This window comes from Nocardioides sp. Z43_10, from assembly GCF_059766615.1.
The window spans coordinates 197,691-220,624 of record NZ_JCBAJY010000007.1 but is presented as its reverse complement, the minus strand read 5'-3'; the positions used below and the strand labels follow the sequence as shown (position 1 = coordinate 220,624).

Annotated in this window: 22 protein-coding genes; 8 read left to right on the top strand and 14 right to left on the bottom strand. The window is 72.5% G+C overall.

Features of this window, described 5'->3' with window-relative positions:
• The first annotated feature begins 93 nt into the window (after window positions 1–93).
• Together AC6EI4_RS14535 and AC6EI4_RS14530 are read left to right on the top strand one after the other, a co-directional pair.
• Window positions 94–834 carry a hypothetical protein gene (locus AC6EI4_RS14535; RefSeq protein ID WP_498451871.1) on the top strand — a complete coding sequence of 247 codons (741 nt, stop codon included), beginning with the start codon at window positions 94–96 and terminating at the stop codon, window positions 832–834.
• Window positions 827–1,912 carry a tyrosine-type recombinase/integrase gene (locus AC6EI4_RS14530; RefSeq protein ID WP_498451870.1) on the top strand — a complete coding sequence of 362 codons (1,086 nt, stop codon included), beginning with the start codon at window positions 827–829 and terminating at the stop codon, window positions 1,910–1,912. The genes AC6EI4_RS14535 and AC6EI4_RS14530 overlap by 8 nt, the downstream gene beginning before the upstream one ends.
• Window positions 1,913–1,921: 9 nt before the next feature.
• Here AC6EI4_RS14530 and AC6EI4_RS14525 read toward each other — a convergent pair whose 3' ends face one another.
• Window positions 1,922–2,491, bottom strand: coding sequence for an HhH-GPD-type base excision DNA repair protein (locus tag AC6EI4_RS14525; protein ID WP_498451869.1), 570 nt, complete (start codon window positions 2,489–2,491; stop codon window positions 1,922–1,924).
• A gap of 31 nt (window positions 2,492–2,522) precedes the next feature.
• Window positions 2,523–2,924, bottom strand: coding sequence for a universal stress protein (locus AC6EI4_RS14520; protein ID WP_498421742.1), 402 nt, complete (start codon window positions 2,922–2,924; stop codon window positions 2,523–2,525).
• A gap of 129 nt (window positions 2,925–3,053) precedes the next feature.
• On the opposite strand from AC6EI4_RS14520, the gene AC6EI4_RS14515 reads away from it, so the two are divergent.
• The gene (locus AC6EI4_RS14515; RefSeq protein WP_498451868.1) at window positions 3,054–3,530 is read left to right on the top strand and encodes a hypothetical protein; all 477 of its coding nucleotides are present in this window, start codon (window positions 3,054–3,056) and stop codon (window positions 3,528–3,530) included.
• Between the two features lie 5 nt (window positions 3,531–3,535).
• Here the strand turns inward: AC6EI4_RS14515 and AC6EI4_RS14510 are convergent, their stop codons facing one another.
• Genes AC6EI4_RS14510 through AC6EI4_RS14500 form a run of 3 tightly spaced genes read right to left on the bottom strand, consistent with a single transcriptional unit; the run spans window position 3,536 to window position 7,216 of the window.
• On the bottom strand, window positions 3,536–5,002 hold the full coding sequence (locus tag AC6EI4_RS14510; RefSeq protein WP_498451867.1) for a glutamate-cysteine ligase family protein: 1,467 nt from the start codon (window positions 5,000–5,002) through the stop codon (window positions 3,536–3,538).
• A gap of 9 nt (window positions 5,003–5,011) precedes the next feature.
• The gene (locus AC6EI4_RS14505; protein WP_498421745.1) at window positions 5,012–6,142 is read right to left on the bottom strand and encodes a carboxylate-amine ligase; all 1,131 of its coding nucleotides are present in this window, start codon (window positions 6,140–6,142) and stop codon (window positions 5,012–5,014) included.
• 48 nt (window positions 6,143–6,190) lie between these two features.
• Window positions 6,191–7,216 (bottom strand): DUF4192 domain-containing protein, encoded by a 1,026-nt coding sequence (locus AC6EI4_RS14500; RefSeq protein WP_498451866.1) that lies wholly within the window; start codon window positions 7,214–7,216, stop codon window positions 6,191–6,193.
• A gap of 148 nt (window positions 7,217–7,364) precedes the next feature.
• Here AC6EI4_RS14500 and AC6EI4_RS14495 point away from each other — a divergent pair, with 148 nt between their 5' ends.
• The 3 genes from AC6EI4_RS14495 to AC6EI4_RS14485 all read left to right on the top strand — a co-directional run bounded on the left by AC6EI4_RS14495 (window position 7,365) and on the right by AC6EI4_RS14485 (window position 12,158).
• Window positions 7,365–8,726: a DNA polymerase IV gene (locus AC6EI4_RS14495; protein ID WP_498451865.1), complete on the top strand. Its 1,362-nt coding sequence runs from the start codon at window positions 7,365–7,367 to the stop codon at window positions 8,724–8,726.
• 34 nt (window positions 8,727–8,760) lie between these two features.
• Window positions 8,761–10,971, top strand: coding sequence for a S9 family peptidase (locus AC6EI4_RS14490; protein ID WP_498451864.1), 2,211 nt, complete (start codon window positions 8,761–8,763; stop codon window positions 10,969–10,971).
• Between the two features lie 224 nt (window positions 10,972–11,195).
• On the top strand, window positions 11,196–12,158 hold the full coding sequence (locus AC6EI4_RS14485; protein WP_498421749.1) for a sigma-70 family RNA polymerase sigma factor: 963 nt from the start codon (window positions 11,196–11,198) through the stop codon (window positions 12,156–12,158).
• Between the two features lie 23 nt (window positions 12,159–12,181).
• On the opposite strand, the gene coaE is transcribed toward AC6EI4_RS14485, so the two are convergent.
• Window positions 12,182–12,772, bottom strand: coding sequence for a dephospho-CoA kinase (gene coaE / locus AC6EI4_RS14480; protein ID WP_498451922.1), 591 nt, complete (start codon window positions 12,770–12,772; stop codon window positions 12,182–12,184).
• A 68-nt stretch (window positions 12,773–12,840) separates the two neighbouring features.
• Here coaE and AC6EI4_RS14475 point away from each other — a divergent pair, with 68 nt between their 5' ends.
• Complete coding sequence (locus AC6EI4_RS14475) at window positions 12,841–14,193, top strand: class I adenylate-forming enzyme family protein (RefSeq protein ID WP_498451863.1); 1,353 nt, start codon at window positions 12,841–12,843, stop codon at window positions 14,191–14,193.
• Between the two features lie 226 nt (window positions 14,194–14,419).
• Here the strand turns inward: AC6EI4_RS14475 and AC6EI4_RS14470 are convergent, their stop codons facing one another.
• Both AC6EI4_RS14470 and AC6EI4_RS14465 read right to left on the bottom strand, forming a co-directional pair.
• Complete coding sequence (locus AC6EI4_RS14470; RefSeq protein WP_498451862.1) at window positions 14,420–15,088, bottom strand: SIMPL domain-containing protein; 669 nt, start codon at window positions 15,086–15,088, stop codon at window positions 14,420–14,422.
• 31 nt (window positions 15,089–15,119) lie between these two features.
• Window positions 15,120–16,070, bottom strand: coding sequence for a GlxA family transcriptional regulator (locus tag AC6EI4_RS14465; protein ID WP_498421752.1), 951 nt, complete (start codon window positions 16,068–16,070; stop codon window positions 15,120–15,122).
• Window positions 16,071–16,163: 93 nt separating this feature from the next.
• Here AC6EI4_RS14465 and AC6EI4_RS14460 point away from each other — a divergent pair, with 93 nt between their 5' ends.
• Complete coding sequence (locus tag AC6EI4_RS14460; RefSeq protein WP_498421753.1) at window positions 16,164–16,307, top strand: hypothetical protein; 144 nt, start codon at window positions 16,164–16,166, stop codon at window positions 16,305–16,307.
• A 9-nt stretch (window positions 16,308–16,316) separates the two neighbouring features.
• Here the strand turns inward: AC6EI4_RS14460 and AC6EI4_RS14455 are convergent, their stop codons facing one another.
• The 6 genes from AC6EI4_RS14455 to AC6EI4_RS14430 are packed head-to-tail and all read right to left on the bottom strand — an operon-like array spanning window position 16,317 to window position 22,845.
• Window positions 16,317–17,840: a long-chain-fatty-acid--CoA ligase gene (locus tag AC6EI4_RS14455; protein ID WP_498451861.1), complete on the bottom strand. Its 1,524-nt coding sequence runs from the start codon at window positions 17,838–17,840 to the stop codon at window positions 16,317–16,319.
• A gap of 28 nt (window positions 17,841–17,868) precedes the next feature.
• Window positions 17,869–19,218 carry an ABC transporter substrate-binding protein gene (locus AC6EI4_RS14450; RefSeq protein ID WP_498421755.1) on the bottom strand — a complete coding sequence of 450 codons (1,350 nt, stop codon included), beginning with the start codon at window positions 19,216–19,218 and terminating at the stop codon, window positions 17,869–17,871.
• Window positions 19,219–19,262: 44 nt separating this feature from the next.
• Window positions 19,263–20,369 (bottom strand): branched-chain amino acid ABC transporter permease, encoded by a 1,107-nt coding sequence (locus AC6EI4_RS14445; protein WP_498451860.1) that lies wholly within the window; start codon window positions 20,367–20,369, stop codon window positions 19,263–19,265.
• Between the two features lie 2 nt (window positions 20,370–20,371).
• Window positions 20,372–21,250 (bottom strand): branched-chain amino acid ABC transporter permease, encoded by an 879-nt coding sequence (locus AC6EI4_RS14440; protein ID WP_498421757.1) that lies wholly within the window; start codon window positions 21,248–21,250, stop codon window positions 20,372–20,374.
• A gap of 12 nt (window positions 21,251–21,262) precedes the next feature.
• On the bottom strand, window positions 21,263–21,973 hold the full coding sequence (locus tag AC6EI4_RS14435; protein WP_498421758.1) for an ABC transporter ATP-binding protein: 711 nt from the start codon (window positions 21,971–21,973) through the stop codon (window positions 21,263–21,265).
• Window positions 21,970–22,845, bottom strand: a complete 876-nt coding sequence (locus tag AC6EI4_RS14430; protein ID WP_498421759.1) for an ABC transporter ATP-binding protein — start codon at window positions 22,843–22,845, stop codon at window positions 21,970–21,972. Before AC6EI4_RS14430 ends, AC6EI4_RS14435 begins: the two co-directional genes overlap by 4 nt.
• Window positions 22,846–22,934: the final 89 nt, after the last annotated feature.

Below are 22,934 nucleotides of genomic sequence, written 5' to 3'. Positions count from 1 at the left end.
TCCTGAGAGTCCTCGTGAACTCTTAGGAATAACCATGGTTGACCGGAGCATGCCTTAGCAACTAGGATCACTTCCTAAGTGAGAGGGGCGAAGATGCCACGTCAGAATCAGGCCCGCACCATCGGACGCGAGAAGGCACTTGCTGAGCGCGTGAAGTACGAACGCCAGCGCCGAAGTCTTGGGGTCGACGCACTCGCCAAGTTGATGAGCGAGGCCGGCTGTCCGATTCGAGGGACCGCTATCAGGCGGATCGAGGACGGCTCGCCGCCGCGGACGATCAGCGTGGACGAGCTATACGCCTTAGCCGCGGTCTTCGAGGACGGAGACGTCCCCAAGATGCTCCGTTCAGTTGAAGAGGTGGAACTGGAGCGGGCGGGCGAACTGTTGGCGAAACTGCAGGGGCGCAATCAGCAACTGGCGCGCCTCGTCGGCGAGATGTTCAATGACTTCGTAGACCTCGCCGACGTCTGGGATCGAGACGAGGACATCTACACCTACGTCATGGGCTACTTCAAGCAGAGCCCCCTTGGGTCGATCGAGGGCAGCGCGCCCAGAACCGACGAGCCGGAAGACGGCGCCCTCGACGTGTTGGTGTACCTCTTGACGGACATTGCTTCACGCACCTGGCATGCAGTTTCATCAGTGAGTCTCATGTACATGGAGACTCTGAACGCCCAGGAACGCGGCGACGGGCCGACTCAGGCCGAATTGAAGCAGTGGGTCTCCGAATGGAGTGCCGACCCCTCACCAGACCCGCCCTACGAAGTGGTCCGAGAACGCTTCATCGCTCGCGTTGAAGACTGGGCCGAGCGGATGCGTGCGCACGGTGGCTAGCATCCAGAAGCGCGACAACGGCAAGTGGAGGGCCCGCTACCGCGACGTTGCAGGCAAGGAACACGCGCGCCACTTCGATCGCAAGACGGACGCCCAGCGCTGGATCGACCAGGTGACCGCCTCCGTGGTTCGTGGGGACTACGTGGACCCCAAGGCCGGCAAGGTCACCGTGCGCGACTACGGAGCCGCCTGGGAGGCCGTGCAGGTCTCTAGCGAGGGCACCAAGCGCATCGTGGACAACGCCCTGCGCCTGCACCTCTACCCCGCCCTTGGGCAGCACCCGATCGCAAGCGTGCGCCCCTCTGCGGTGCAGGGCTTTGTGAAGGGTCTCGAGAGCAAGGGCCTGTCCGCTGGTTCGGTGCGCGTGATCTACCACGTCACCTCCCAAGTCTTCTCGGCCGCGGTGGACGACCGGCTCATCGCGTCTTCACCATGTCGCAAGATCCGTCTGCCGAAGGGCGAGGGGGGCGAGGTTGTACCGCCCACGCTCAAGCAGGTGATGGCAACGGCGGACGCGATCGGCGACAGATGGCGCGCCGTCGTCATCACGCTGGCCGGGTCCGGACTGCGCATAGGAGAGTTGCTGGGCCTACAGGTCTCGGACGTTGACTTCCTTCGGCGAACTATCCGCGTCGAGCGCCAGCGCATGCAGTCGGGTCAGGTTGCCCCGGTGAAGTCGGCGTCATCTCGGCGCACGGTCCCGGTGGGCCAGGTAGTGATCGACGCGCTCGCCGCTCACCTGGCGGCGTACCCGAGCGATGACGCGCTTTTCGTCGACGAGCTCGGCGAGCCGCTCGCCTACCGCCGCTGGAAGACGCTGTGGACGCACGCAGCCAAGGTGGCCGGCGTGGACTTCACCACCCATGGACTGCGGCACTTCTTCGCCTCGGCGCTCATCTCGGGCGGCGCCTCGGTCAAGCAGGTTCAGACAGTCCTCGGGCACGCGTCCGCGGTCATCACGTTGAAGACCTACGCGCACCTCTGGCCCGGCGACGACGACCGCACTCGGGACGTCATGGACGCGGCCCTCAGTCCGCTTGCGGACTCTCTGCGGACTGAGGTGGCCGAGAATGCGTAACGCCGCAGGTCAGCCCGTCTGCGCCTTCGCGGCGGCCTTCTTCTGCTTCTTGAAGTCACGGACGCGCTGCAGCGAGTCGGGATCGACGACGTCGGCGACCGAGCGGAACCCCTCCAGCGCGTAGTCGCCGACCGCCTGCTCCCACCCCTCGGGGCGCACGTCGCACTGCTTGGCCAGCAGCGCCACGAAGATCTGCGCCTTCTGCTTGCCGAAGCCGGGAAGCTCCATCACCCGCTTGAGCAGGTCCTTGCCGGAGGTGGCCTCGGTCCACAGCCGGGCGGCGTCGCCGTCGTAGCGCTCCTCGACCAGCGCGGCGAGCGCCTGCAGCCGAGCCGCCATCGACCCCGGGAAGCGGTGTACGGCGGGCGGGGTCGCGCACAGCGCGGCGAACTCCTCGGGGTCGGCGCCGGCGATGCGCCCCGGATCGAGCGACCCGAACCGCTCCAGCACCTTCGCCGGTCCGCGGAACGCGTGCTCCATCGGGTACTGCTGGTCGAGCATCATCCCGGCCAGCAGCGCGAACGGATACTCGTCCAGCACGGCGTCGCTGCTGGACTCGCCAGTGATGTGGAAAGCCATGGCGTGAGTATCGCGCACCGACCCCGGCGGGTCAGGCGTCGGCCTTCACCGCCAGCACCGGGCAGTGCGCGTCGAGCAGCACCCGCTGGGCGTTGCTGCCGAGGATCAGCTTGCCGACCGGCGAGCGCCGGCGCAGTCCGATGACGATGAGCTCGGCGGAGCTGGCCTCCGCGATGCTGATCAGGTCCTCGGCCGGCTCGAAGCCACGCACCAGCTGGCGCAGGTCGTACTCGACGCCGGAGTCGTCCAGGCGCGCGCGCACCGACGCGAGCTCGGTCTCGACCTGCGGCGCCTCCCGGTCGAACTCGTGCCCGCCGCGGTGCGAGTTGACGACGACGAGCTTGAGGCCCCGCAACTCGGCCTCGGCGATCGCCTTCTCCAGAGCGGCCTCGCCCTCCGGCTTGGGCACGTAACCCACCACCACGGTCCCCATGGACCCTCCTCGTACGAGACACGACGCCGCGAACCGGGCGTCGTTGGCACCGTAGCCGATCCCGTGCAGGAGGGCATGGGTTGTGGAGGACTCTGAGCGCGACACCCCGGGTTGCGGCAGGCTGCACGGGTGGACCCGCCGCCGCTCCCCCACCCCCTGGCGGCAGACACGGTCCGGGCGGACGGCGCCCTGCACGAGCCGGTGCCCGCCGGCGAGCGGGCTCGCTGGCGCGCGGCCGTGGCGGAGCTGAACGTGCTCACCCGCGGGCGGCGGCAGTTCGCGCCCGCCCTGCACGCGGGCACGCCCGGCGGGGCCCGGGAGTCCCTGGTCGCCCCGCCCACCCCCGAGCTCGACGCGGCGCTGCGCACGGACCTGGTGGTGGCCCTGCTCGACCGCGCGCTGCGCCACGGCTCGGCCCCCGCGCTCTGGCTCACCCGGTGCGGCGAGCTGACGGTGCACGACGAGGACGCCGCCTGGCTGGGCGCCACCGAGGGGGCGGCGCTCGAGTGCGGGCTCACGCTGCCGCTGGTGATCGTCACCCGGCGGGGGTGGCGCGACGCGCGCACCGGCGTGCGGCGCGAGTGGGTCCGGCTCCGTCAGCGCTGAGGCGGCTACTCCCAGGTGTGCACCGGGTCGTTGGTGTGCATCCGCTCGCGGTAGTCGCGCAGGGACGAGCGCAGGGCGTCGTACCGGTCGATGCGCGGGCCCTCCTGCCGCATCCGCCGCACGAACCACTCCGCTCCGTTGCTGCCGAGCAGGCAGCGCTGCTCGATGATCCCCAGCAGCCGGTCGCGCTCGGCGGCCTCCACTCCCCACGCCTGGAGCCCGTGGTCGGCTAGCGGCAGCAGTCGGCGCAGGGTCAGCTCGGCGGCCCCCACCTGGCCCACCCCGGGCCAGTAGAGCTGCGCCTCGATGCCCTGCCGGGCGGCGACGTGGAAGTTCTCCTCCGCCGCGCTGAACGACATCTGCGACCACAGCGGCCGCTCCCCCTCGGCCAGCGCGCGGACCAGACCGAAGTAGAACGCCGCGTTGGCCATCGTGTCCGCGATCGTGGGCCCGGCCGCCAGCACGCGGTTCTCGACGCGCAGGTGGGGGACCCCGTTGGCCACGTCGTAGACCGGGCGGTTCCAGCGGTAGACGGTCCCGTTGTGCAGCCGCAGCTCGCCCAGGTGGGGCACGCCGCCCTGCTCCAGGACCTCCAGCGGGTCCTCGGGCGCGGTGATCGGCAGCAGCGCGGGGAAGAACCGCACGTTCTCCTCGAAGAGGTCGAAGACCGAGGTGATCCAGCGCTCCCCGAACCAGACCCGCGGCCGGACCCCCTGGGCCTTGAGCTCGTCGCTGCGGGTCTCGGTGGCCTGCTCGAAGAGCGGGATCCGGGTCTCGCGCCACAGCTCCTTGCCCAGCAGGTACGGCGAGTTGGCGCCGATCGCGAGCTGCACCGAGGCGATCGCCTGCGAGGCGTTCCAGTAGGCCGCGAACTGGTCGGGAGACGTCTGCACGTGGAACTGGGTGCTCGTGCAGGCCGCCTCCGGCATGATCGTCTCCGACGTCGTGCGCAGCCGCTCGGCGCCGGCGATCGAGATCTCGATGTCCTCCCCGCGGGCGTGCAGGATCTGGTCGCTCAGCAGCCGGTAGCGAGGGTTCGCGCTCAACGCGCCGGGGCCCATGTGCCCCTCGGCCAGGGTGGGCAGGATCCCGATCATCACCAGGTGGGCCCCCACCGAGGACGACCGGCTCTCGGCCGCGTTGAGGCTGCTGCGCAGGTGGGACTCGAAGGTGGCCAGGCCCCCCTCGCGCAGGCGGGCCGGCGGCACGTTGATCTCGACGTTGAACTGCCCGAGCTCGGTCTGGAAGTCGGGGTCGGCGATCACCGCGAGCGCCTCGGCGTTCTTCATCGCCGGGTCCCCGGCCTCGTCGACGAGGTTGAGCTCCACCTCCAGCCCGGTCATCGGGTCGTCGGTGTCGAAGCGCTCCTCGCGCAGCATCCGCGCGAAGACGTCCAGACAGCGCCGCACCTTCTCCCGGTACCGCGTGCGGTCGGTGCGGGAGAACTCCTGTGCTTCGACCTCTTCACCCATGAGCGAACCTTAGTCAGACCACGAGGACTCGGTGCGTGCGACGAGGTCGTCGACCACGGCTGCCAGGTCGCCCGCGCGCTCGAACGCCGCCCGCTGGCGCGCCGCGCCGCCCACGGCGAGGACCCGCTCGATCCCGGTCGCCACGAACGACGCGTCGCCCGCCTCGGCCAGGGCCGGGGCGACCGCCTCGGCCAGCGACTCGAGCACCTCCCGGGCGGGTGCCAGCACGCCCTGGAGCGGATGCACCAGCGAGCCGGCGGTCCCGTCGCGCGAGGCCCGCCAGTGTGCGGCTCTCAGCAGGTCGCTGCGCCACGACGGCGCCGGGCGCTGCTCGTGCCACTCCCGGGCCGCGGTCTCCACCAGGGCGCGGGCCAAGGCGGCGACCAGCCCCGTGTCGAGGGGGTCGGTGCACACGTCGGCGACCCGGATCTCGACCGTCGGGTGCGCCGCGCTGAGCCGGGCGTCGAAGTAGAGCATCCCCGGGTCGAGCGCGGCGCCGTAGGCCTGGAGCCGGGCGGTGACCTCCCGGTAGCGCGCGGCGCTGCCGAACGGCTCCGCGGGCCCGGCGGTCGGCCACCGTCCCCAGACCTGGGCCCGCCACGAGGCGTAGCCGCTGTCCGCGCCGTCGGCGTAGGGCGAGTTGGCGCTCACCGCGAGCAGCACCGGCAGCCACGGCCGGATCCGGTCCAGGACCGCGACGCCCTCCTCGTCGGAGTCCACCGCCACGTGGACGTGCATGCCGCAGGTGCCGCCGGTGCGTCCCACCGCGCCGAAGGTGTCCACGATCGAGCGGTAGCGGTCCTCGGGCGTGACCCGGGACGGCCCGGCGCTGAAGGGCAGCGTGCCGGCCGCCACCGCGACCGCCTGCGCGGCGCGCGCGGCGCGACCTGCGGTACGCCGGGCGGCGACCACCTGCTCCAGGGCCCGGTCCAGCTCGACGACGGGATCGGTGTGGGTCTCGACCTGGTGCAGGAACAGCTCCTGGTCGAGGTCGCCGGTGGCCGTCGCCGCGGCGGGGACCAGCGGGTGCTCCGGGTGCTCGCGCCGGTGCTTCATCACCCGGTGCGAGCGGGCGGTGACCTCCCGCGTCTCCGGGTCCACCAGCAGCAGCTCCTCCTCGATGCCCAGGGTGCGTGTCATGCGCACGTCGTACCCACCCTGACGGCCGCCAACCGCGGAGGTGTGCCGTCACACAGGGTCGAAGGCGGCCAGCCCCACGGCCGCCGGCGGCTCCCAGGCCGAGGGCGGTACGGCGTGGATGAGCGCCTGCGCCACGTACCCGGCCAGCCGGTAGTCCGGCTCGACCGCGGTGCAGCGGTCGACCGCGCACCAGGCGAGCGCGCCGTGCCCCGACAGCCATGCCGCGAAGGCCAGCAATCCGCCGGCCGGCGCCGCGAGCGCCTCGGGAGCGCGGCGCAGCAGCCCCGTCCACAGCTCGACGTGGCGCGTGGCGCCGCGCTGGTCCATCAGCGACCAGGCCACGTCGCGCAGCTCGATCTCGCGGACCCCGGCGAGGATCCGGGCGGCCTCCGCGTCGTCGGGGGTCGAGCGCTGCTCGAGGTGGCGGCGCAACGTCGCCCGCAGCCAGGCGGCCTCGGCGGCGAGCTGGCCCGGCTCCCCCAGCCGCTCGAGGGTCGCCAGCGCCGGCGCCAGGGCTCCGGGGTCGAGCACCTGCGCGGGCGCGAGGGTGTCGGCCAGCTCCGCCCGGGAGGCGTGGGTCACCTGCCCCTGGAGCACCGAGCGCACCAGGAACGGGTGCGCCGAGACGTCGTAGGGGATGCCCGCGTAGGTGGCCGGCGGCCGGCCCGGCAGCATCGGGAACCAGCGCCGGCCGTCCGCGCGCAGCACCTCCAGCACCTCGATGCCGGCCGAGGCGAAGCGGACGCACAGCGCGTCGGCGACCCGGGCGGCGTCACCGGCGGCGTCGGTGTAGAGCACGAACGCGACGCGTGCCAACCGGTGGCGCAGCACCGGGTCGAGCAGGGCGGCGACCACCTCGTCGACCTGCCCCGGGTCCTGCGCGTCGGGCAGGTCGATCCGCGCGTGGAAGGGGTGGGTGGGCTGAGCGGCGCTCGCGGGCCGCGCACGCTCGGCGCTCGAGGCCGCGAAGGTCAGCATCACCACCGAGCCGTGGGGGACGAAGCCGAGGACGACGGGGACCAGGGCGAGCAGGTCGTCGGGCGTCTGCGCGGTGTAGCGGGTCGAGGAGGTCATGGCTGCCTCCTGCCCCGGGGCTCCGACTCCTCACCCGGCCCCGTCCCGCCTGTGGAGAAGCGCCGTGGAGTCAGACCCTGTGCACGCTGACCGGGCTGGGGGCGGCGCCAGGTAGTTTGCCGCCCATGGCCGGTGACCGGAGCTCGTGATGCGTCAGGAGGCCTCCGTCCTGCACCTCGACCTCGACGCGTTCTTCGCCTCGGTCGAGCAGCGCGACAAGCCCTCACTGCGCGGCAAGCCCGTCGTGGTGGGGGGCGTGGGCGGGCGCGGGGTGGTGTCCACCGCCTCCTACGAGGCGCGGCGCTTCGGGGTGCGCTCGGCGATGAGCACCCGGGAGGCCCGGTCCCGGTGCCCGCACGCCGCCTACCTCAGCGGCCGCTTCCACGCCTACCGCGCCACCAGCGACACCGTGATGGCGCTGCTGCGCGCGGTCTCCCCCCTGGTCGAGCCGCTCTCGCTGGACGAGGCGTTCGTCGACCTCGAGCAGGCCGGGCTGTCCGACTGCTCCGTGGCCACGGTGACCGAGCTCGCCGAGGAGCTCCGCGAGCGGGTCCGGGAGGCGACCGGAGGCATCACCGCCTCCGTCGGCGTGGCCACCTCCAAGCTGCTCGCCAAGATCGCCAGCGACCTCGACAAGCCCGACGGGCTCGTGGTCGTGCCTCCGGGCACCGAGCAGGAGCTGCTGCGGCCCATGCACGTGCGGGTGCTGCCCGGGGTCGGCCCGGCCACCGTCGAGCGGCTGCGGCGAGTCGGGGTGAACACCGTCGCCGAGCTGGAGCAGCTCCCCCTCGACGAGCTGGTCCGGCTGGTCGGCAACGCACACGGCCACGGCCTGTACGCGATGGCCCGGGCCCGCGACGACCGCCCGGTGACGGCCGACCGCGAGGCCAAGTCGGTGAGCGTCGAGGGCACCTACGACACCGACCTCACCGATCGCCGGCTGATGGAGGGGCTGCTCACCCGCCAGGCCGGCGACGTGGCCGCCCGGCTGCGCAAGAACGGCCTCTCGGGGCGCACGGTGTCGCTGAAGGTGCGCCTGCACGACTTCACCACGCTCAGCCGCTCCTCGACCCTGGCCTCCCCCACCGACAACCCCGTGGTCCTGGCCCGCACCGTCCGTGCGCTGCTCGCCGGCCTCGACGTCTCCGACGGCGTCCGCCTGCTCGGCGTGGGGGTCTCGGGGCTGGCCGACTGGGTGCAGGAGGACCTCTTCGGGGAGGTCGGCCAGGAGGAGGAGCCCGAGCAGGAGATCGTGCTGCCCGAGACCTCCCGGCAGCAGACCTGGGCTCCGGGGATGGACGTCGTGCACGCCGTGCACGGCCCCGGCTGGGTGTGGGGCTCGGGACGCGGGGTGGTCACCGTCCGCTTCGAGACCGCCGAGACCGGGCCCGGGCCGGTGCGCTCCTTCCGCGCCGACGACCCCGAGCTGACGGCGCAACGACCCACGGCGGAGTCGACCGACGATGACCCGGCCGGCCTCGCACCCCCGGGCACCGACGACGGCAGCTGAGGGCGATCAGGGCCACGTCGTTATCGTCTGCGCCATGGAGTCCTCCCGCACCGAACAGCACCCGCCCGCCGCACCGGTCCACGGATCGCCGGGCGGCGCGGCGAGCGGAGCCGACTCCGCTCCCCTCGCCGAGCGCCGGCCGGTCGAGACCACGGTGCACGGCGACACCCGCGTCGACGACTACGAGTGGCTGCGCGAGAAGGACTCCCCCGAGGTCACCGCCTACCTCGAGGCCGAGAACGCCTGGACCGAGCGCCGTACCGCCCACCTGGCGGGCCTGCGGGAGACGATCTTCGAGGAGATCCGCTCCCGCACCCTGGAGACCGACCTGTCGGTGCCCACCCGCCGGCGTGGCTACTGGTACTACGGCCGCTCGTTCGAGGGCAAGGAGTACGGCGCGTCGTGCCGGGTTCCGGTCGTCGCCGAGGACGACTGGACCCCGCCCCAGCCGGTCGAGGACTGCGCCGCCGACCAGCCGGCCCTGCCGGGCGAGGAGCGCCTGCTGGACCTCAACGAGCTGGCCGAGGGCCACGAGTTCTTCTCCCTCGGCGGCTCGGCGGTCAGCCCCGACGACACGCTGATCGCCTGGTCGAGCGACACCGTGGGCGATGAGCGCTACACGGTGCGGGTCAAGGAGATCGCCACCGGTGAGCTGCTGCCCGACGAGATCACCGGCGTCCTCGGCGGCGTCACCTGGTCGCGCGACGGGAGCGAGCTCTACTACACGACCGTCGACGAGACCTGGCGCGCCGACAAGATCTGGCGCCACCGCCTGGGCACCACCCAGGCCGACGACGAGCTGGTGCACCACGAGACCGACGGGCGGTTCTGGGTCGGGGTCGGCCGCACCCGCACCGACCGGTTCCTGATGATCGCCTCGGGCTCCAAGACCACCTCGGAGTACCGCTTCCTCGACACCGAGCACCCCGAGCGCGGCTTCGAGGTCTTCTGCGAGCGGCGCGAGGGCCTGGAGTACTCCCTGGAGCATGCGGTGATCGGCGGGGAGGACGTCTTCCTGGTGATGCACAACGCCACCGGCCCCGACTTCGAGCTGGGCCGCGCCCCGATCCGTCCCACCCCGGCGGAGTCCTGGGTCCCGCTGATCGCCCACGACCCGGCCACCCGGCTCGAGGACGTCGACGCCTTCGCCGGCCACCTGGTCGTCCACCAGCGCAGCGAGGGGCTCACCCAGCTGCGCATCATCGAGCTCGACGACACCGCCGAGCAGGGGCTGGGCGAGGACTACCTGATCGGCTTCGACGAGGCGGTCTACACCGTCGGGGCGGGGGGCAACCCCAACTTCGCGCAGCCCACCGTGCGACTGGGCTACACGACGATGGCCGTGCCGCCCTCGGTCTACGACTACGACGTGCGCGAGCGCAGCCTCACGCTGCTGCGTCGTACCCCCGTGCTCGGCGGCTACGACCCCGACGACTACGAGGAGCACCGGCTGTGGGCCGAGGCCGAGGACGGCGCCCGGGTGCCGATCTCGCTGGTCTGCCGCCGCGGGGCCCGCGCCGACGGTCCCGTCCCGGTGCTGCTCTACGGCTACGGCGCCTACGAGCACTCGGTCGACCCCTACTTCTCGATCGGCCGGCTCTCCCTGCTGGACCGAGGCGCGGCGTTCGCGATCGCGCACGTGCGCGGAGGCGGGGAGATGGGACGCGGCTGGTACGACGAGGGCAAGCTGCTGCACAAGCAGAACACCTTCGGCGACTTCATCGCCTGCGCCCGCCACCTGGTCGACACCGGCTGGACGACGCCGCAGCGGCTGGTCGCCGAGGGCGGCAGCGCCGGCGGGCTGCTGATGGGGGCGGTCGTCAACCAGGCCCCGGAGCTCTTCGGCGGCGTCGTCGCCAGCGTGCCCTTCGTCGACGCGCTCACCAGCATGCTCGACGCGACGCTCCCGCTGACCGTCACCGAGTACGACGAGTGGGGCAACCCCGAGGCCGACCCGGAGGTCTACGCCTACATGCGCGGCTACGCGCCGTACGACAACGTGGCCGCGGTCGACTACCCGCCGATCCTGGCCGAGACCTCGCTCAACGACACCCGCGTCCTCTACGTCGAGCCGGCCAAGTGGATCGCCAGGCTGCGGGCCACCGCGACCGGACGGCGCGACTTCTGCCTGCGCACCGAGATGAGCGCCGGCCACGGCGGGGTCTCGGGACGCTATAAGTCCTGGCACGACCGGGCCTTCTCGCTGGCCTGGATCCTGGACCGGATGGGGCTCGCGGACAGCTGAGCCCGCGCTTCGCACCGATGCTCGAAAACCGTGGTCCGGGCCTGAGAAGAGCGCGCCGGCCCTGAGAAGTCCCTGAGAACCAGCCTGGCCGGCAACTCCTCGGCAAACCCACTCGTCGTTACAGGGTGTACGCAGCACCAATCCGGGAATCGACCCGGTGACGGATGAGTTGCAGAAAGTGTGGGTATCCCGCGGGACGGGTACCCACCTGATGAGGAGGGCTCATGGCTACCAGCACTGCAACCCGGGCGACCGGAGCGCGCGAGATCGAGGGTCGCGACAGCGTCGGTCTGTACCTGGACGAGATCGCCCGCACGCCGCTGCTCGACGCGGTCACCGAGGTCGACCTGTCCAAGACGATCGAGGCCGGCCTGCTCGCCGAGCACCTGCTCAAGGAGGGCCGGGTGGGTCGGCGCAAGGGCGGCGCCCCGATGTCGGCCACCCAGGCGGAGCTCGAGTGGCTCGCCGAGGAGGGCCAGCGTGCCGTCCAGACCTTCATCACCGCCAACCTGCGACTCGTCGTCTCCATCGCCCGCAAGTACGGCCGCGCGCAGATGCCGATGCTCGACCTGATCCAGGAGGGCAACACCGGCCTGATCCGCGCGGTCGAGAAGTTCGACTACGCCAAGGGCTACAAGTTCTCCACCTACGCCACTTGGTGGGTGCGCCAGGCGATCACCCGCGGCATCGCGCAGCAGGCGCGCGTGGTCCGGCTCCCCGTCCACGTGGTCGAGGAGCTCAACCAGGTGGGCGGCGCCCGTCGCACGCTCGAGCGTCAGCTCGGCCGCGACCCCGAGCCGCACGAGATCGCCGAGGAGCTCGGCATGGACGTCGACCGTGTCCTGGACCTGATGGCGTGGGGGCGCGAGCACGTCAGCCTGGACACTCCCGTCGACGAGGACGGCGACACCTCGCTGGGTGACCTGATGGCCCAGGAGACCACGCCGAGCCCCGACCTGGAGGTGCTCGACACCGAGGCCCGCGACCGGTTGAACCGGCTGGTGGAGCTGCTCGACGAGCGCGCCGCCGACATCATCCGCTCGCGCTACGGCCTGGTCGACGGTCGCCAGCACAAGCTCGCCGACATCGGCGCGCGGCACGGCATCTCCGCCGAGCGGGTGCGCCAGCTCGAGCGCGAGGCGCTGCAGAAGCTGCGGGGCTTCGCCGACCCCGACCTGGCTGCCTGACCGCGGCACCGGGCCGGGCCTCCTCAGCTCATCCGACGCACGCTCTCGAAGACCTCCGTCACCCGGTGACGGAGGTCTTCGCGTGTTCCGGTGTTGTCGACCAGGTGCGTGGCGATCTCCCGGCGCTGCTCGCGGGTGGCCTGCGCCGCGATCCGGGCCCGGGCATCCTCGGGCGACATCGCGCGCAGGGAGACCATCCGGTCCAGCTGCACCTCCTGCGGTACGTCGACCACGACGACCGCGTCGAAGGTGCCCGCCATCGCGCTCTCGGCGAGCAGCGGGATGTCGTGCACGACCACCGCGTCGGGCGGCGCGGCGGCCTCGATCTCCGCGCTGCGCGCCCGCACCCGCGGGTGGATGATCGCCTCGAGGGCCCGACGCCGGTCCTCGTCGGCGAAGACGAGCGCGCCCATCGCGGGGCGGTCCAGCTCGCCGTCCGCGGTCAGCACCTGCTCGCCGAAGGCGGCCACGATCTCCTCCAGCCCCTCGGTCCCCGGGGCGACCACTTCGCGCGCCAGCTGGTCGGCGTCGATCACCACCGCTCCGAGCTCTCGCAGGATCGCCGACACCGTGCTCTTGCCCGACGCGATGCCGCCGGTGAGCCCCACTCGAATCGTCACGCGGGCAGTATCCCAGCCCGCCGGCGCGGTCGTGAGGGGGCGCGGTTTGAGAGGATGGCGCCGTGAGCGAGGACGCAGGGGGCGGGCAGACGCTGGAGACCGGGGGCGGGGTGCCGCACCTGGCGCCCGGGGACAGGGTGGCCCTCCTGGTGCCCGGCTCGGCGGACTACGTCGAGCTGGTGCTCGCGCTGCTGGCGGCCGGGGTCTTCCCGGTGCCGCTCGATCCCCGACTCACGGCGTACGAGCGCCGACGGCTGCTGGCCGACCTGCACCCGGCGGTCGTTCTCGACTCCCCCGACCAGCTCGCGCCGCTGCTCGAGTCGTTGCTCGGCTCGGCACCCAGCTCGACGGCCGGCTCGGCGGCCGGGGCGCCGGGGTTGCCGCTGGGGCGCCCGATGCACGTCACCAGCGGCACCACCGGCTCCCCCAAGGCGGTCGACTCGGGCCTGCTCGACCAGGAGCGCGCCGCGGCGCTGGTCGCCGAGGAGCGCGACCTGTGGGGCTTCCGCGCCGACGACGTCAACCTGGTGCTCAGTCCCCTGCACCACTCCGCGCCGATCCGCTTCGCGATGGGCACCCGCCTGGCCGGCGGGCGGCTGGTGGTGCCCGGCCCCTTCGACGCCGCCGCCGTCACCGAGGCGATCCGCACCGAGCGCCCCACCACGATGTTCTGCGTCCCGGCGCACCTGCAGCGGCTCTTCGCCCACTGGGCGGAGGTCGGCGTCCCCGACCTGTCGTGCTTCCGGCTCGTCGCGCATGCCGGCGCGCCGTGCCCGCCGGCGATCAAGCACCGGCTGATCGACCTGTTCCCGGCCGGCTCGACCTGGGAGTTCTACGGCTCGACCGAGGGCCAGTTCACCGCGTGCCGCAGCGAGGAGTGGCTCGAGCGACCCGGCACCGTGGGGCGGGCCCGGCCGGGTCGCCTGCTCACCGTGGACCCGGACGGGACGATCTGGTGCGTGGTCCCCGAGCACGCCCGGTTCAGCTACCTCGGTGCCCCGGAGAAGACCGCGGCCGCGTGGCGCACCACCCCCCACGGCCCCGCCTTCTCCGTCGGCGATCTCGGCCGGATGGACGACGACGGCTACCTGTGGCTGGACGGCCGGCGCGAGGACCTGGTCATCACCGGCGGGGTCAACGTCTACCCCCTGGAGGTCGAGAACGCGCTGCGCGAGCTGCCCGGCGTCGAGGACGTCGCCGTGTACGGCGTACCCGACGACGTCTGGGGGCACCGGGTCTGCGCCGCCGTCGTCGGCTCGGTCACCGTGGCCGAGCTGGACGCCTGGGCGCGTGAGCGGCTGGGCCCGGCCAAGCGCCCCAAGGAGTACCACCTGCTCACCGACCTGCCCCGCACCGCCACCGGCAAGGTGCGCCGTCTCGAGCTGGCCGAGAACGCCGCGCAGGCTCCGGGCTGAGCGGTAGCCCGCGGGGGCTGGTGGGGTGCGTCCGGGTGCTGGTTTCGTACGCCGCGGGGGCTGGTTTCCCCGGTCGACCGGGGAACGCTGAACTTGTCGGCCGAGACTTCGCCCGACAAGTTCAGTAGTTGACAGGCGGCACTACCCCCACCGTCTCTGCAGTCACCTGCGCCTCTGGTGCACCGCTCGCTGTACGCCGCCGCGCCCGCTCCGTCGTACCGGCCCCTCAGCCCACCACGAACCGCGCGTCGACCGCCGCCGAGACGCCGATGTCCTCGGGGGTGAAGCTGAGGTCCGCCGGGCCTCCCCCGGCCGCTGCCCGGGAGCTCATCGCGACGCCGGCGCTCGAGACCGGGTGCAGCCCCTCGCCGAGCATGCCGGCATCGGCGATGGCGACGACCGTCACCGGGCCGAGGGCCAGCGCGTCGGCGTAGGACTGCGCCTTGTCGACCGCGTCGCGCACCGCCGCGGCACGGGCCCGGCCGGCCAGCTCGACGCGGCGCGCCTCGGTGAGGGCCCAGTCGATGCCCGCCACGCTCACGCCGGCGATCTCGACCACCTCGCCCACCCAGCGCCCGAGCGCGGCGAAGTCGCGGAACTTGGCCTGGAAGTGGGTCTGCGCATGGTGGACGATCGGCAGCTGCTTGCCCTCCTGGTTCCAGGGGCGCTGCGCCCAGGTCCGCACCTGTTCGCTGGACCACCACGTGACGGGGCCGGCGTCGGGGTCGTGCAGGCGGACGAGCCCGGCGGACACCGCCGCCGAGGCGTCGGCCACCGCCTGGAACACCTGGTGAGCGGCAGCCCCCTCGAGCCCGACCCGCAGGCGGACCGTCGCCCGCTCGGGAGGCCGGTGCGAGATGTGGCTGCCGCGGACGGTGATCAGGGTTTGGGGCATGGGTCCCTCTCGGGTGGGGCGGCAGAGCCGGTCAGGCGGGGGTCTGGAACGAACGGCGATAGCGCTGTGGGCTCAGCCCGCGAACCCGGGTGAAGTGGTGGCGCAGCCCGGCGGCGTTGCCGAAGCCGACCTGGGCCGCCACCCAGTCCACGGGATGGTCGGTGGCCTCGAGCAGCTCCTCGGCCGCCTGGACGCGCCGCGCCACCACCCAGCTGTGCGGGGTGGTGCCGGTCTCGGCGCGGAACCGGCGCGCGAAGGTCCGCGCGGACATGTGGCAGCGGCGGGCCAGCGCCTCGACGCTGAGGTCCTCGGCGAGGTGCTCCACCATCCAGCTCAGCAGCGGCCCCAGGGTCTCGGCGTCGCAGTCGGGCACCGCCGAGGCGATGAACTGGGCCTGGCCTCCGTCGCGGTGCGGCGGGACCACCATCCGGCGGGCCGTCGTGGCGGCGGTGCGGGCGCCGAACTGCTGGCGCATCAGGTGCAGGGCGGCGTCGAGCCCGGCGGCCGACCCGGCTCCGGTGACGACCCGCCCGTCCTGGACGTAGAGGACGTCCTTGTCGACGCGGGCCAGCGGGTGCCGCTCGACGAGCGCGCCCACGTGGCGCCAGTGCGTCGTGCACCGCCGCCCGTCCAGCAGCCCGGCCTCCCCCAGCACGAACGTGCCGGTGCAGTGCGCCATCACCAGCGCCCCGCGCCGGTGCGCGGCGCCGACGGCCTCGGCGACCTCCGGGGAGGGTGCGAGGAAGTCCCGCTTCGGGACCACGCAGACCAGGTCGGCGTCGGCGGCCGCCTCGAGCCCGTTCTCCACGTACAGGTCGAAGCCCGACGCGCCGGCGACCCGCCCGGGGCGCGGCGCCGCCACCACGAACTCGAAGACGGGGTTGTCGTCCTCGGGGTGGTAGGGCTCCGCCCACACCTCGCAGATCGTGCCCAGCCCGAACGGCTCGGCTCCGTCCTGGACCAGGACCGCCACCTTGCGCATGAGCAGAGTCTGCCCCGGGGATGGCAGATAATCAACGAGCAATGTCATTCCTGCCACTCGTGGCAGGAACCCACGCAGCGCAGACTTTCTGCCATGACCTTCCTGGCGATCCTGATCATCCTGTCCCTGCTGACCGCTCTCGGCACCGCCCACGCCGTACGGCGTGACAGCCGCGGCGGGCTGCCGCCACCCGGCTCGCATCGCGTGGAGACCCGCAGCGAAGGGCTCAGCCGCTGACCGCGTCGCTCAGCCCTCGGCGTCGCTCAGCCGGCGGCGCAGCTCCCGCTTGAGCACCTTGTGGCTCGGCCCCAGCGGCAGCTCGGAGACCACCTCGACCCGGCGCGGGTACTTGTGGCCGGCGAGCCGCTCCCGCGACCAGGCCCGCAGCTCCTCGGCGTCCAGCGCGGCGCCGGGAAGCGCCACGACCACCGCACAGACCTCCTCCCCGCGCTCGAGGTCGGGCAGGCCGATGACCGCCACCTGGGCGACCGCCGGGTGGCGCGCCAGGACCTCCTCGACCTCGCGCGGATAGACGTTGAACCCGCCGCGGATGATCAGGTCCTTCTTGCGATCCACGACCTCCACGAACCCGTCGTCGTCCTTGCGACCGATGTCGCCGGTGCGGAACCAGCCGTCCACGATCGCGGCCGCGGTGGCCTCGGGATCGTCGAGGTAGCCGGCGAAGACGTTGTGTCCGCGCACCACGATCTCCCCCAGCCGGCCGGTCTCGACCAGCTCGATGCGCGCCTCCACGTCGGCCTCGGCGATCTCGACCTCCACCCCCCAGATCGGATGGCCCACGGTGCCCGGTCGGGTGCCGAACCAGGGCTGGTTGACGGTGGCCGTCGGGGACGTCTCCGAGAGCCCGTAGCCCTCGAAGACCCGAGTGGCGAAGACCTTCTCGAACTCCTCCAGGACCGCCACCGGCAGCGAGGCGCCGCCCGAGACGCAGTCGCGCAGGGTGGGCAGCTGCGCCCCGGGGCCCGCACCGAGCAGCTCGCGGGCGGCCTGCAGGAGCTGGACGTACATCGTCGGCACCCCGAAGAACAGCGTGGCCCGCTCACGCACCATCAGCTCGATCGCGCTCGCCGCGTCGAAGCGCGGCTGCAGCAGCAGCGTGGCCCCGACCCGGAAGGCCGAGTTCATCGACACCGACTGCCCGAAGGTGTGGAACAACGGCAGGCAGCCCATCACCACGTCCTCGCGCAGGAACGGGTTGGCGTCGAAGGCGTTGGCGGTCGCGTTCAGCACCAGGTTCAGGTGGGTGAGCACCGCGCCCTTGGGTCGCCCGGTGGTGCCGCTGGTGTAGAAGATCACCGCTGGGTCCTCGGCCTCCCGCGGCGCGGCCGCCGGCAGCGGCTCGCACCCGGCACCGAGCCCCTCGACCGCGAGGGCCACCGCTCCGGCCTCGTGCGCGGCCTGCTCGGCGATCTGCGCGAAGGAGGCGTGATGGAGCACCAGCCCGGCCCCACTGTGTCGCACCAGGTACGTCGCCTCCTGGGGCCCGAGCAGGGTCGGGATCGGGACCACGACTCCCCCGGCGGCGAGGATGGCGTAGTAGGTGCGCACGAAGTCGACGACGTTCGGCGCCATCAGCGCGACCCGGGTGCCCGGCCCCACGCCCCGCTCGACCAGCGCGGCCGCGCTGCGCCTGGCCTCCTCCCACAGCGTCGCGTAGTCGACACGCAGCTCGCCCTCCACCACGGCGGTGTGGTGCGGGGTACGGCGCGCCGGCTCGGCGAGGACGGAGGCCAGGCTCAGCAGGGTCACAGGATCTCCCGGGTCGCGGGTGCCGGCACTACTCGGGCAGGCCGCTCTCCGGCGGCGCGTCGCCGGCAGCCGACTCGTCCTCGGTGATCTCGGCGTCGCCGATGTCGGTGACCAGCACCGGCGTCTGCGGCTCGGCCTTGCCGCCCTTGAGCTCGACGACGGCCATGCCGGAGATGCCGAGGTGGCTGTCCTCGGAGTAGCGGAAGGGCGCCTGGGCCGGACCCTCGAAGTCGCCGCCCTCCTCCTCCAGGACCTCCACCACGCGCTCGCGGGTGAGGTCGTCCCCGGCCGCCTGGAGCGCCTGGACGAAGGTGTAGGCCTGCGACATGCCGTAGACCACGTAGTTGGTGAGTTCACCCTCGCCGTGCTCGTCCCAGACCTTCTGCCACAGCTGCATCCACGGGTCGTCCGGGGCGTCGACGCCGGGGATGTACTCGGTGGTCATCACGCCGTCGAGCAGGCTGGCGCTGTCCTTGACCGCTCCCTCGGAGAACCGCGCGAGCAGCGAGCCGACCAGGGCCGGGTCCGCGCCGACGTTGCTGTAGAACCAGGTCGGCGTGAAGCCGATCTTCATCGACACCAGCTGGCTCAGCGCGGTGTAGGAGGGCACGTTGAAGCCGAGCACCAGGTCGACCCCGGCCGCCTTGAGCTTGGCGATCTGCGGAGCCACGTCGGTGTTGCCCGGCGTGTAGGAGACGGTCTCGACGATCTGGTCGTCGAGGAACTGGCGCGCGCCCTTCTCGCCGTCCTCGCCGAAGTCGTCGTCCTGGAGGAACAGGCCCACCTTGGCGTCGGGCATGTTCTCGGCGACGTACTGCCCCATGATCTTGCCCTCGATCTCGTAGTCCGGCTGCCAGCCGAAGCTCCACGGGTACTTCTCCGGGTCGTCACCCCAGGCCAGCGACCCGCTGGAGACGAACAGGTCGGGCACCTCCTCGCCGTTGAGGAAGTCGATCACCGCGCTGTGGGTCGGCGTGCCCAGGCCGGCCACCATGCCGAAGATCTCCTCCTGCAGGACCAGCTCGTCGGTGACCGTGGAGGTGTTGGTGGGGTTGTAGGCGTCGTCCTTGACCAGGTACTCGATCTGGCGGCCGTTGATCCCGCCGTTGGCGTTGACGAAGTCGTAGTAGGCCTTGTGACCGGTCGGGATCTCGCTGTAGCCCGGGGCAGCCACGCCGGTCAGCGGGTAGTGCCCGCCGATCTTGATCGTGTCGGCGGTGACGCCGACCGACGAGCCGGCGTCGTTGCCCTCGTCGCCCTCCTCACGCCCGCCGGCGCCGCAGGCCGCGATCAGGGAGGTGGCGGTGACCGCGGCGGCGAGCTGGACACTCCGGCGCGCCACTGCGCCACGGTTCCTCGAGATGTGCGGACTCTTCATGGATGGTGCCTTCCTTCGGGTGATGGGAGCTGCGCGTCGGGGCTTCAGGGACGGCGTTGCTGACGGGTCAGCCAGGCCATCCGGGCGGTGCCGGCGATGCCGGCTGGGACGAGGAGGATCACGGCCATCGTGGTGAGGCCGTAGACCAACGGGGCGAGCTCGGCGGCCCGGACGTCGCTCAGCCCCGCGCTCAGCCCGAGGTCGGTGACCAGAGGCTGCAGGAAGGTGATCAGCGCGGCGCCGATCAGTGCCCCGGTCAGGCTGCCGAGCCCGCCCAGCACCACCGCGCTGAGCAGGGTCAGGGACAGCGTCAGCGTGAAGCCGCTGGGCGCGGCGATGCGCACGGCCATCGCCATCACCGCGCCGGCTAGGCCCGCGCACCCGGCGCTGACCAGGAAGGCGAGGACCCGGGTCCGGCCCAGGTGGATGCCGGCCAGCTCGGCGGCCACGTCGTCGTCGCGCACCGCCCGCCAGCTGCGCCCGACCCGGCTGCGGCTCAGGTTGGCCAGCAGGACGAAGCAGACGAGCAGACTGACCCAGGCCATGTAGGCGATGTAGCGGGTCCGGTCGATCTCGGTGCCGAGCACGAAGAAGGACGCGTCCAGGACCCAGTCGGGGATCGGGGGCACCAGCACGGTGACCCCCTGCTCGCCACCGAGGTCGTCGAAGTACAGCGCGGTGCTGGGCACGGCGACCGCGAGGGCCAGGGTGGCGCCGGCGAGGTAGGGGCCGTGCAGGCGGGCCGCGGCCAGGCCGACCACCGCGCCCACGAGCAGCGCCACCAGGGTGGAGGCCACCAGCACTCCCACCAGCGGAACCGGCGGCTCGCCGTCATTGAGCATCAGCGCGGCGGTGTAGGCGCCGATGGCCATGAACGCGCCATGGCCCAGCGAGAGCTGGCCGTTCAGGCCGGTCAGCACGGTCAGCCCACCGGCGGCGATGGCCAGGTAGGCCATCGAGGTCAGCTGGACGGCCCGGAACGGGTCGACGCTCTCCAGCACGGCCACCACCAGGAGCAGGCCGAGCCCGGCGATGACGAGGTGTCGACCGAGCACCGAGCGGCGCCACCAGGCGCGCAGCCGCGGCAGCCGGCGGTCGCGCGCCGGGGCGCTGGACGGCTTGCTGGTGGACTCGGGGATGGTGGCGGTCATGGTCAGACCCTCCGCTCGACGGTGTGGGAGAAGAGGCCACCGGGGCGCACCAGCAGCACCGCGATCAGGATCATCAGGGCGGCCAGCGGCACCAGCTCGGAGCCGGCGTACCCGCTGACGAAGCTCAGCGACAGGCCGAGCAGGATGCCGCCGAGGACCGAGCCCACCGGGCTGTCCAGCCCGCCCAAGACAGCAGCCACGAAGCCGAAGACCACGACGGAGTCCATGTACGCCGGGTGCACCAGGCTCCCGCCGGCGATCAGCAGTCCCGCGAGGGAGCCGACGACGGCGGCCAGGGCCCAGCCGAGGGTGAGCATCTGCCCCACCTTGACCCCGAGGATCCGTGCCACCTCCGGGTTGAAGGCGGACGCCCGCATCTTCAGGCCGAGGTCGGTGCCGCGGAAGAGCAGCACCAGCAGCACCAGCACCACCGCGACGGCGACGATGCTGAAGACGCCGAACCCGGTGATGGCCAGCGTGGTGTCGCCGACCTCGAAGCCGCGGATGCCGAACGGCGCCGGGAAGGACCGGTAGCGCGACCCGAACACCAGGGCCGCACCCGAGTGCAGCACGACGAACAGGCCGAGGGTGAGGATGACCGCGTTGATCTCGTTCTTGCCCTCCACCGGACGCACCAGCACCCGCTCGACGACGGCACCGAGGACCAGCCCGCAGACCAGGGCCGCGGCGAAGCCGAGCCAGTAGGAGTAGCCGGCGTCGATGATCATCAGCGCGATGTAGGTGGTGACCATCGCCATCGGCGCCTGGGCGAAGTTCACGATCCGGGTGGAGCGCCAGATCAGGCACAGCGCCAGGGCGAACGCGGCGTAGACCGCCCCCAGGGTCAGGCCCGTGAGCGAGGTGGTGAGGAGCTGTTGCACGTGATCTCCCGTTCAGAATCCGAGGTAGGCGTGGCGCAGCTGCTCGTCACCCGACAGCACGGCCGCATCGTCGTGGGCCACGACCCGGCCGAGGTTGAGGATGACGCCGCGATCGGCGATGGACAGCGCGCTGCGCGCGTTCTGCTCGACCAGCACGACGGTGAGCCCCTGGCTCTCGACGAGGCCGCGGATCAGCGCGAAGATCTGGGCGACGATGCGGGGCGCGAGGCCCAGCGAGGGCTCGTCGAGCAGGAGCACCCGCGGCGAGGCCATCATCGCCCGCCCGATCACCAGCATCTGCCGCTCGCCTCCGGAGAGCACGTGGGCCACCGCGCCGCGGCGCTCGCCCAGCACCGGGAACAGCTCGTAGATCTGCTCCACCTCGATCGGGTCCGAGCCCTCGGTCCGGTGCAGGCCGCCCAGGCGCAGGTTCTCGGCGACGGTCAGCTGGGTGATCACCCCGCGCCCCTCGGGCACGTGGGCGACGCCGATGTCGGTCATCCGCTCGGCCGGCCTGCGGGTCACGTCGTCCCCGCCGACGATCACCTGGCCCCCCGCGGCGCGCACCAGCCCCGAGGCGGCGCGCAGCAGCGTCGTCTTCCCCGCCCCGTTGGCGCCGAGCACGGCGGTGATCTTGCCCTGCGGCGCCGCGAAGGAGACCCCGTCGAGCGCGGTCACCGCGCCGTAGCGGGCGGTCAGGCCACGCACCTCGAAGGCGCTCATCGGACCCGCCCCTCGCCCGTCGCGTCGCCCGAGCGGTCCGGGCCGTCCTCGTCGGGGGCCACCTCGTCGCCCAGGTACGCCGCGAGCACCGCAGGATCGCGGCGAACCTGCTCGGGCCCGCCCTGCGCGATGACCTTGCCGAAGTCCAGGACGGTGATGTCGTCGCACACGCTCATCACCAGGTCCATGTGGTGCTCCACGAGCATCACCGCCATCCGGTCGGTCAGCCCCCGGATCAGCTCGCCGAGCTCCTGCATCTCGTCGTGGGAGAGCCCGCTCGCCGGCTCGTCGAGCAGCAGCAGGCGGGGCTGGGTGACCAGCGCACGCGCCAGGGCGACCCGCTTGCGCACCGGGTAGGGCAGGCTCGCGGGGTAGCGCCAGGCGCAGTCCGCGATGCCCAGCTCGGTCAGGATCGCCATCGCGTGGTGGGCCAGCTCGGCGTCCTCGCGCGGGCCCCGCCCCACCCCGGCCAGGGCCGACCAGAACCCGCCGCGGGCGTGCCGCCCGGCGCCGACCATCACGTTCTCCAGCACCGGCATCCGGTCGAAGAGGCCGAGGCTCTGCAGGGTCCGGGCGATCCCGTGGCCGGCCAGCTGGTGGGGACGCAGCCCGGTCACGTCCCGGCCCTGCCAGCCCAGCCGGCCGGTGTCGGGGCGCACGAACCCGCACGCCACGTTGAACAGGGTGGTCTTCCCCGCTCCGTTGGGCCCGATCACCCCGAGGACCTGGTGATCGGCCACCTCGAGCGAGACCCCGGTCAGCGCGTGCACGCCGCCGAAGTTCACCGACACGTCGCGCATGGTGAAGACCGGCTCGCCGGGAGGGACGGACGTGGGCGGGACCGGCGACGCGGGCGAGGAGCTCGCTCCCATCGGTGCCTCCTGGGGCAGAACCCCGCACCTCGTGCGGGGCGTCGAATGTGACGCCCCTCACTTTGGTCTCCGCGCCCACCGGGCGATAT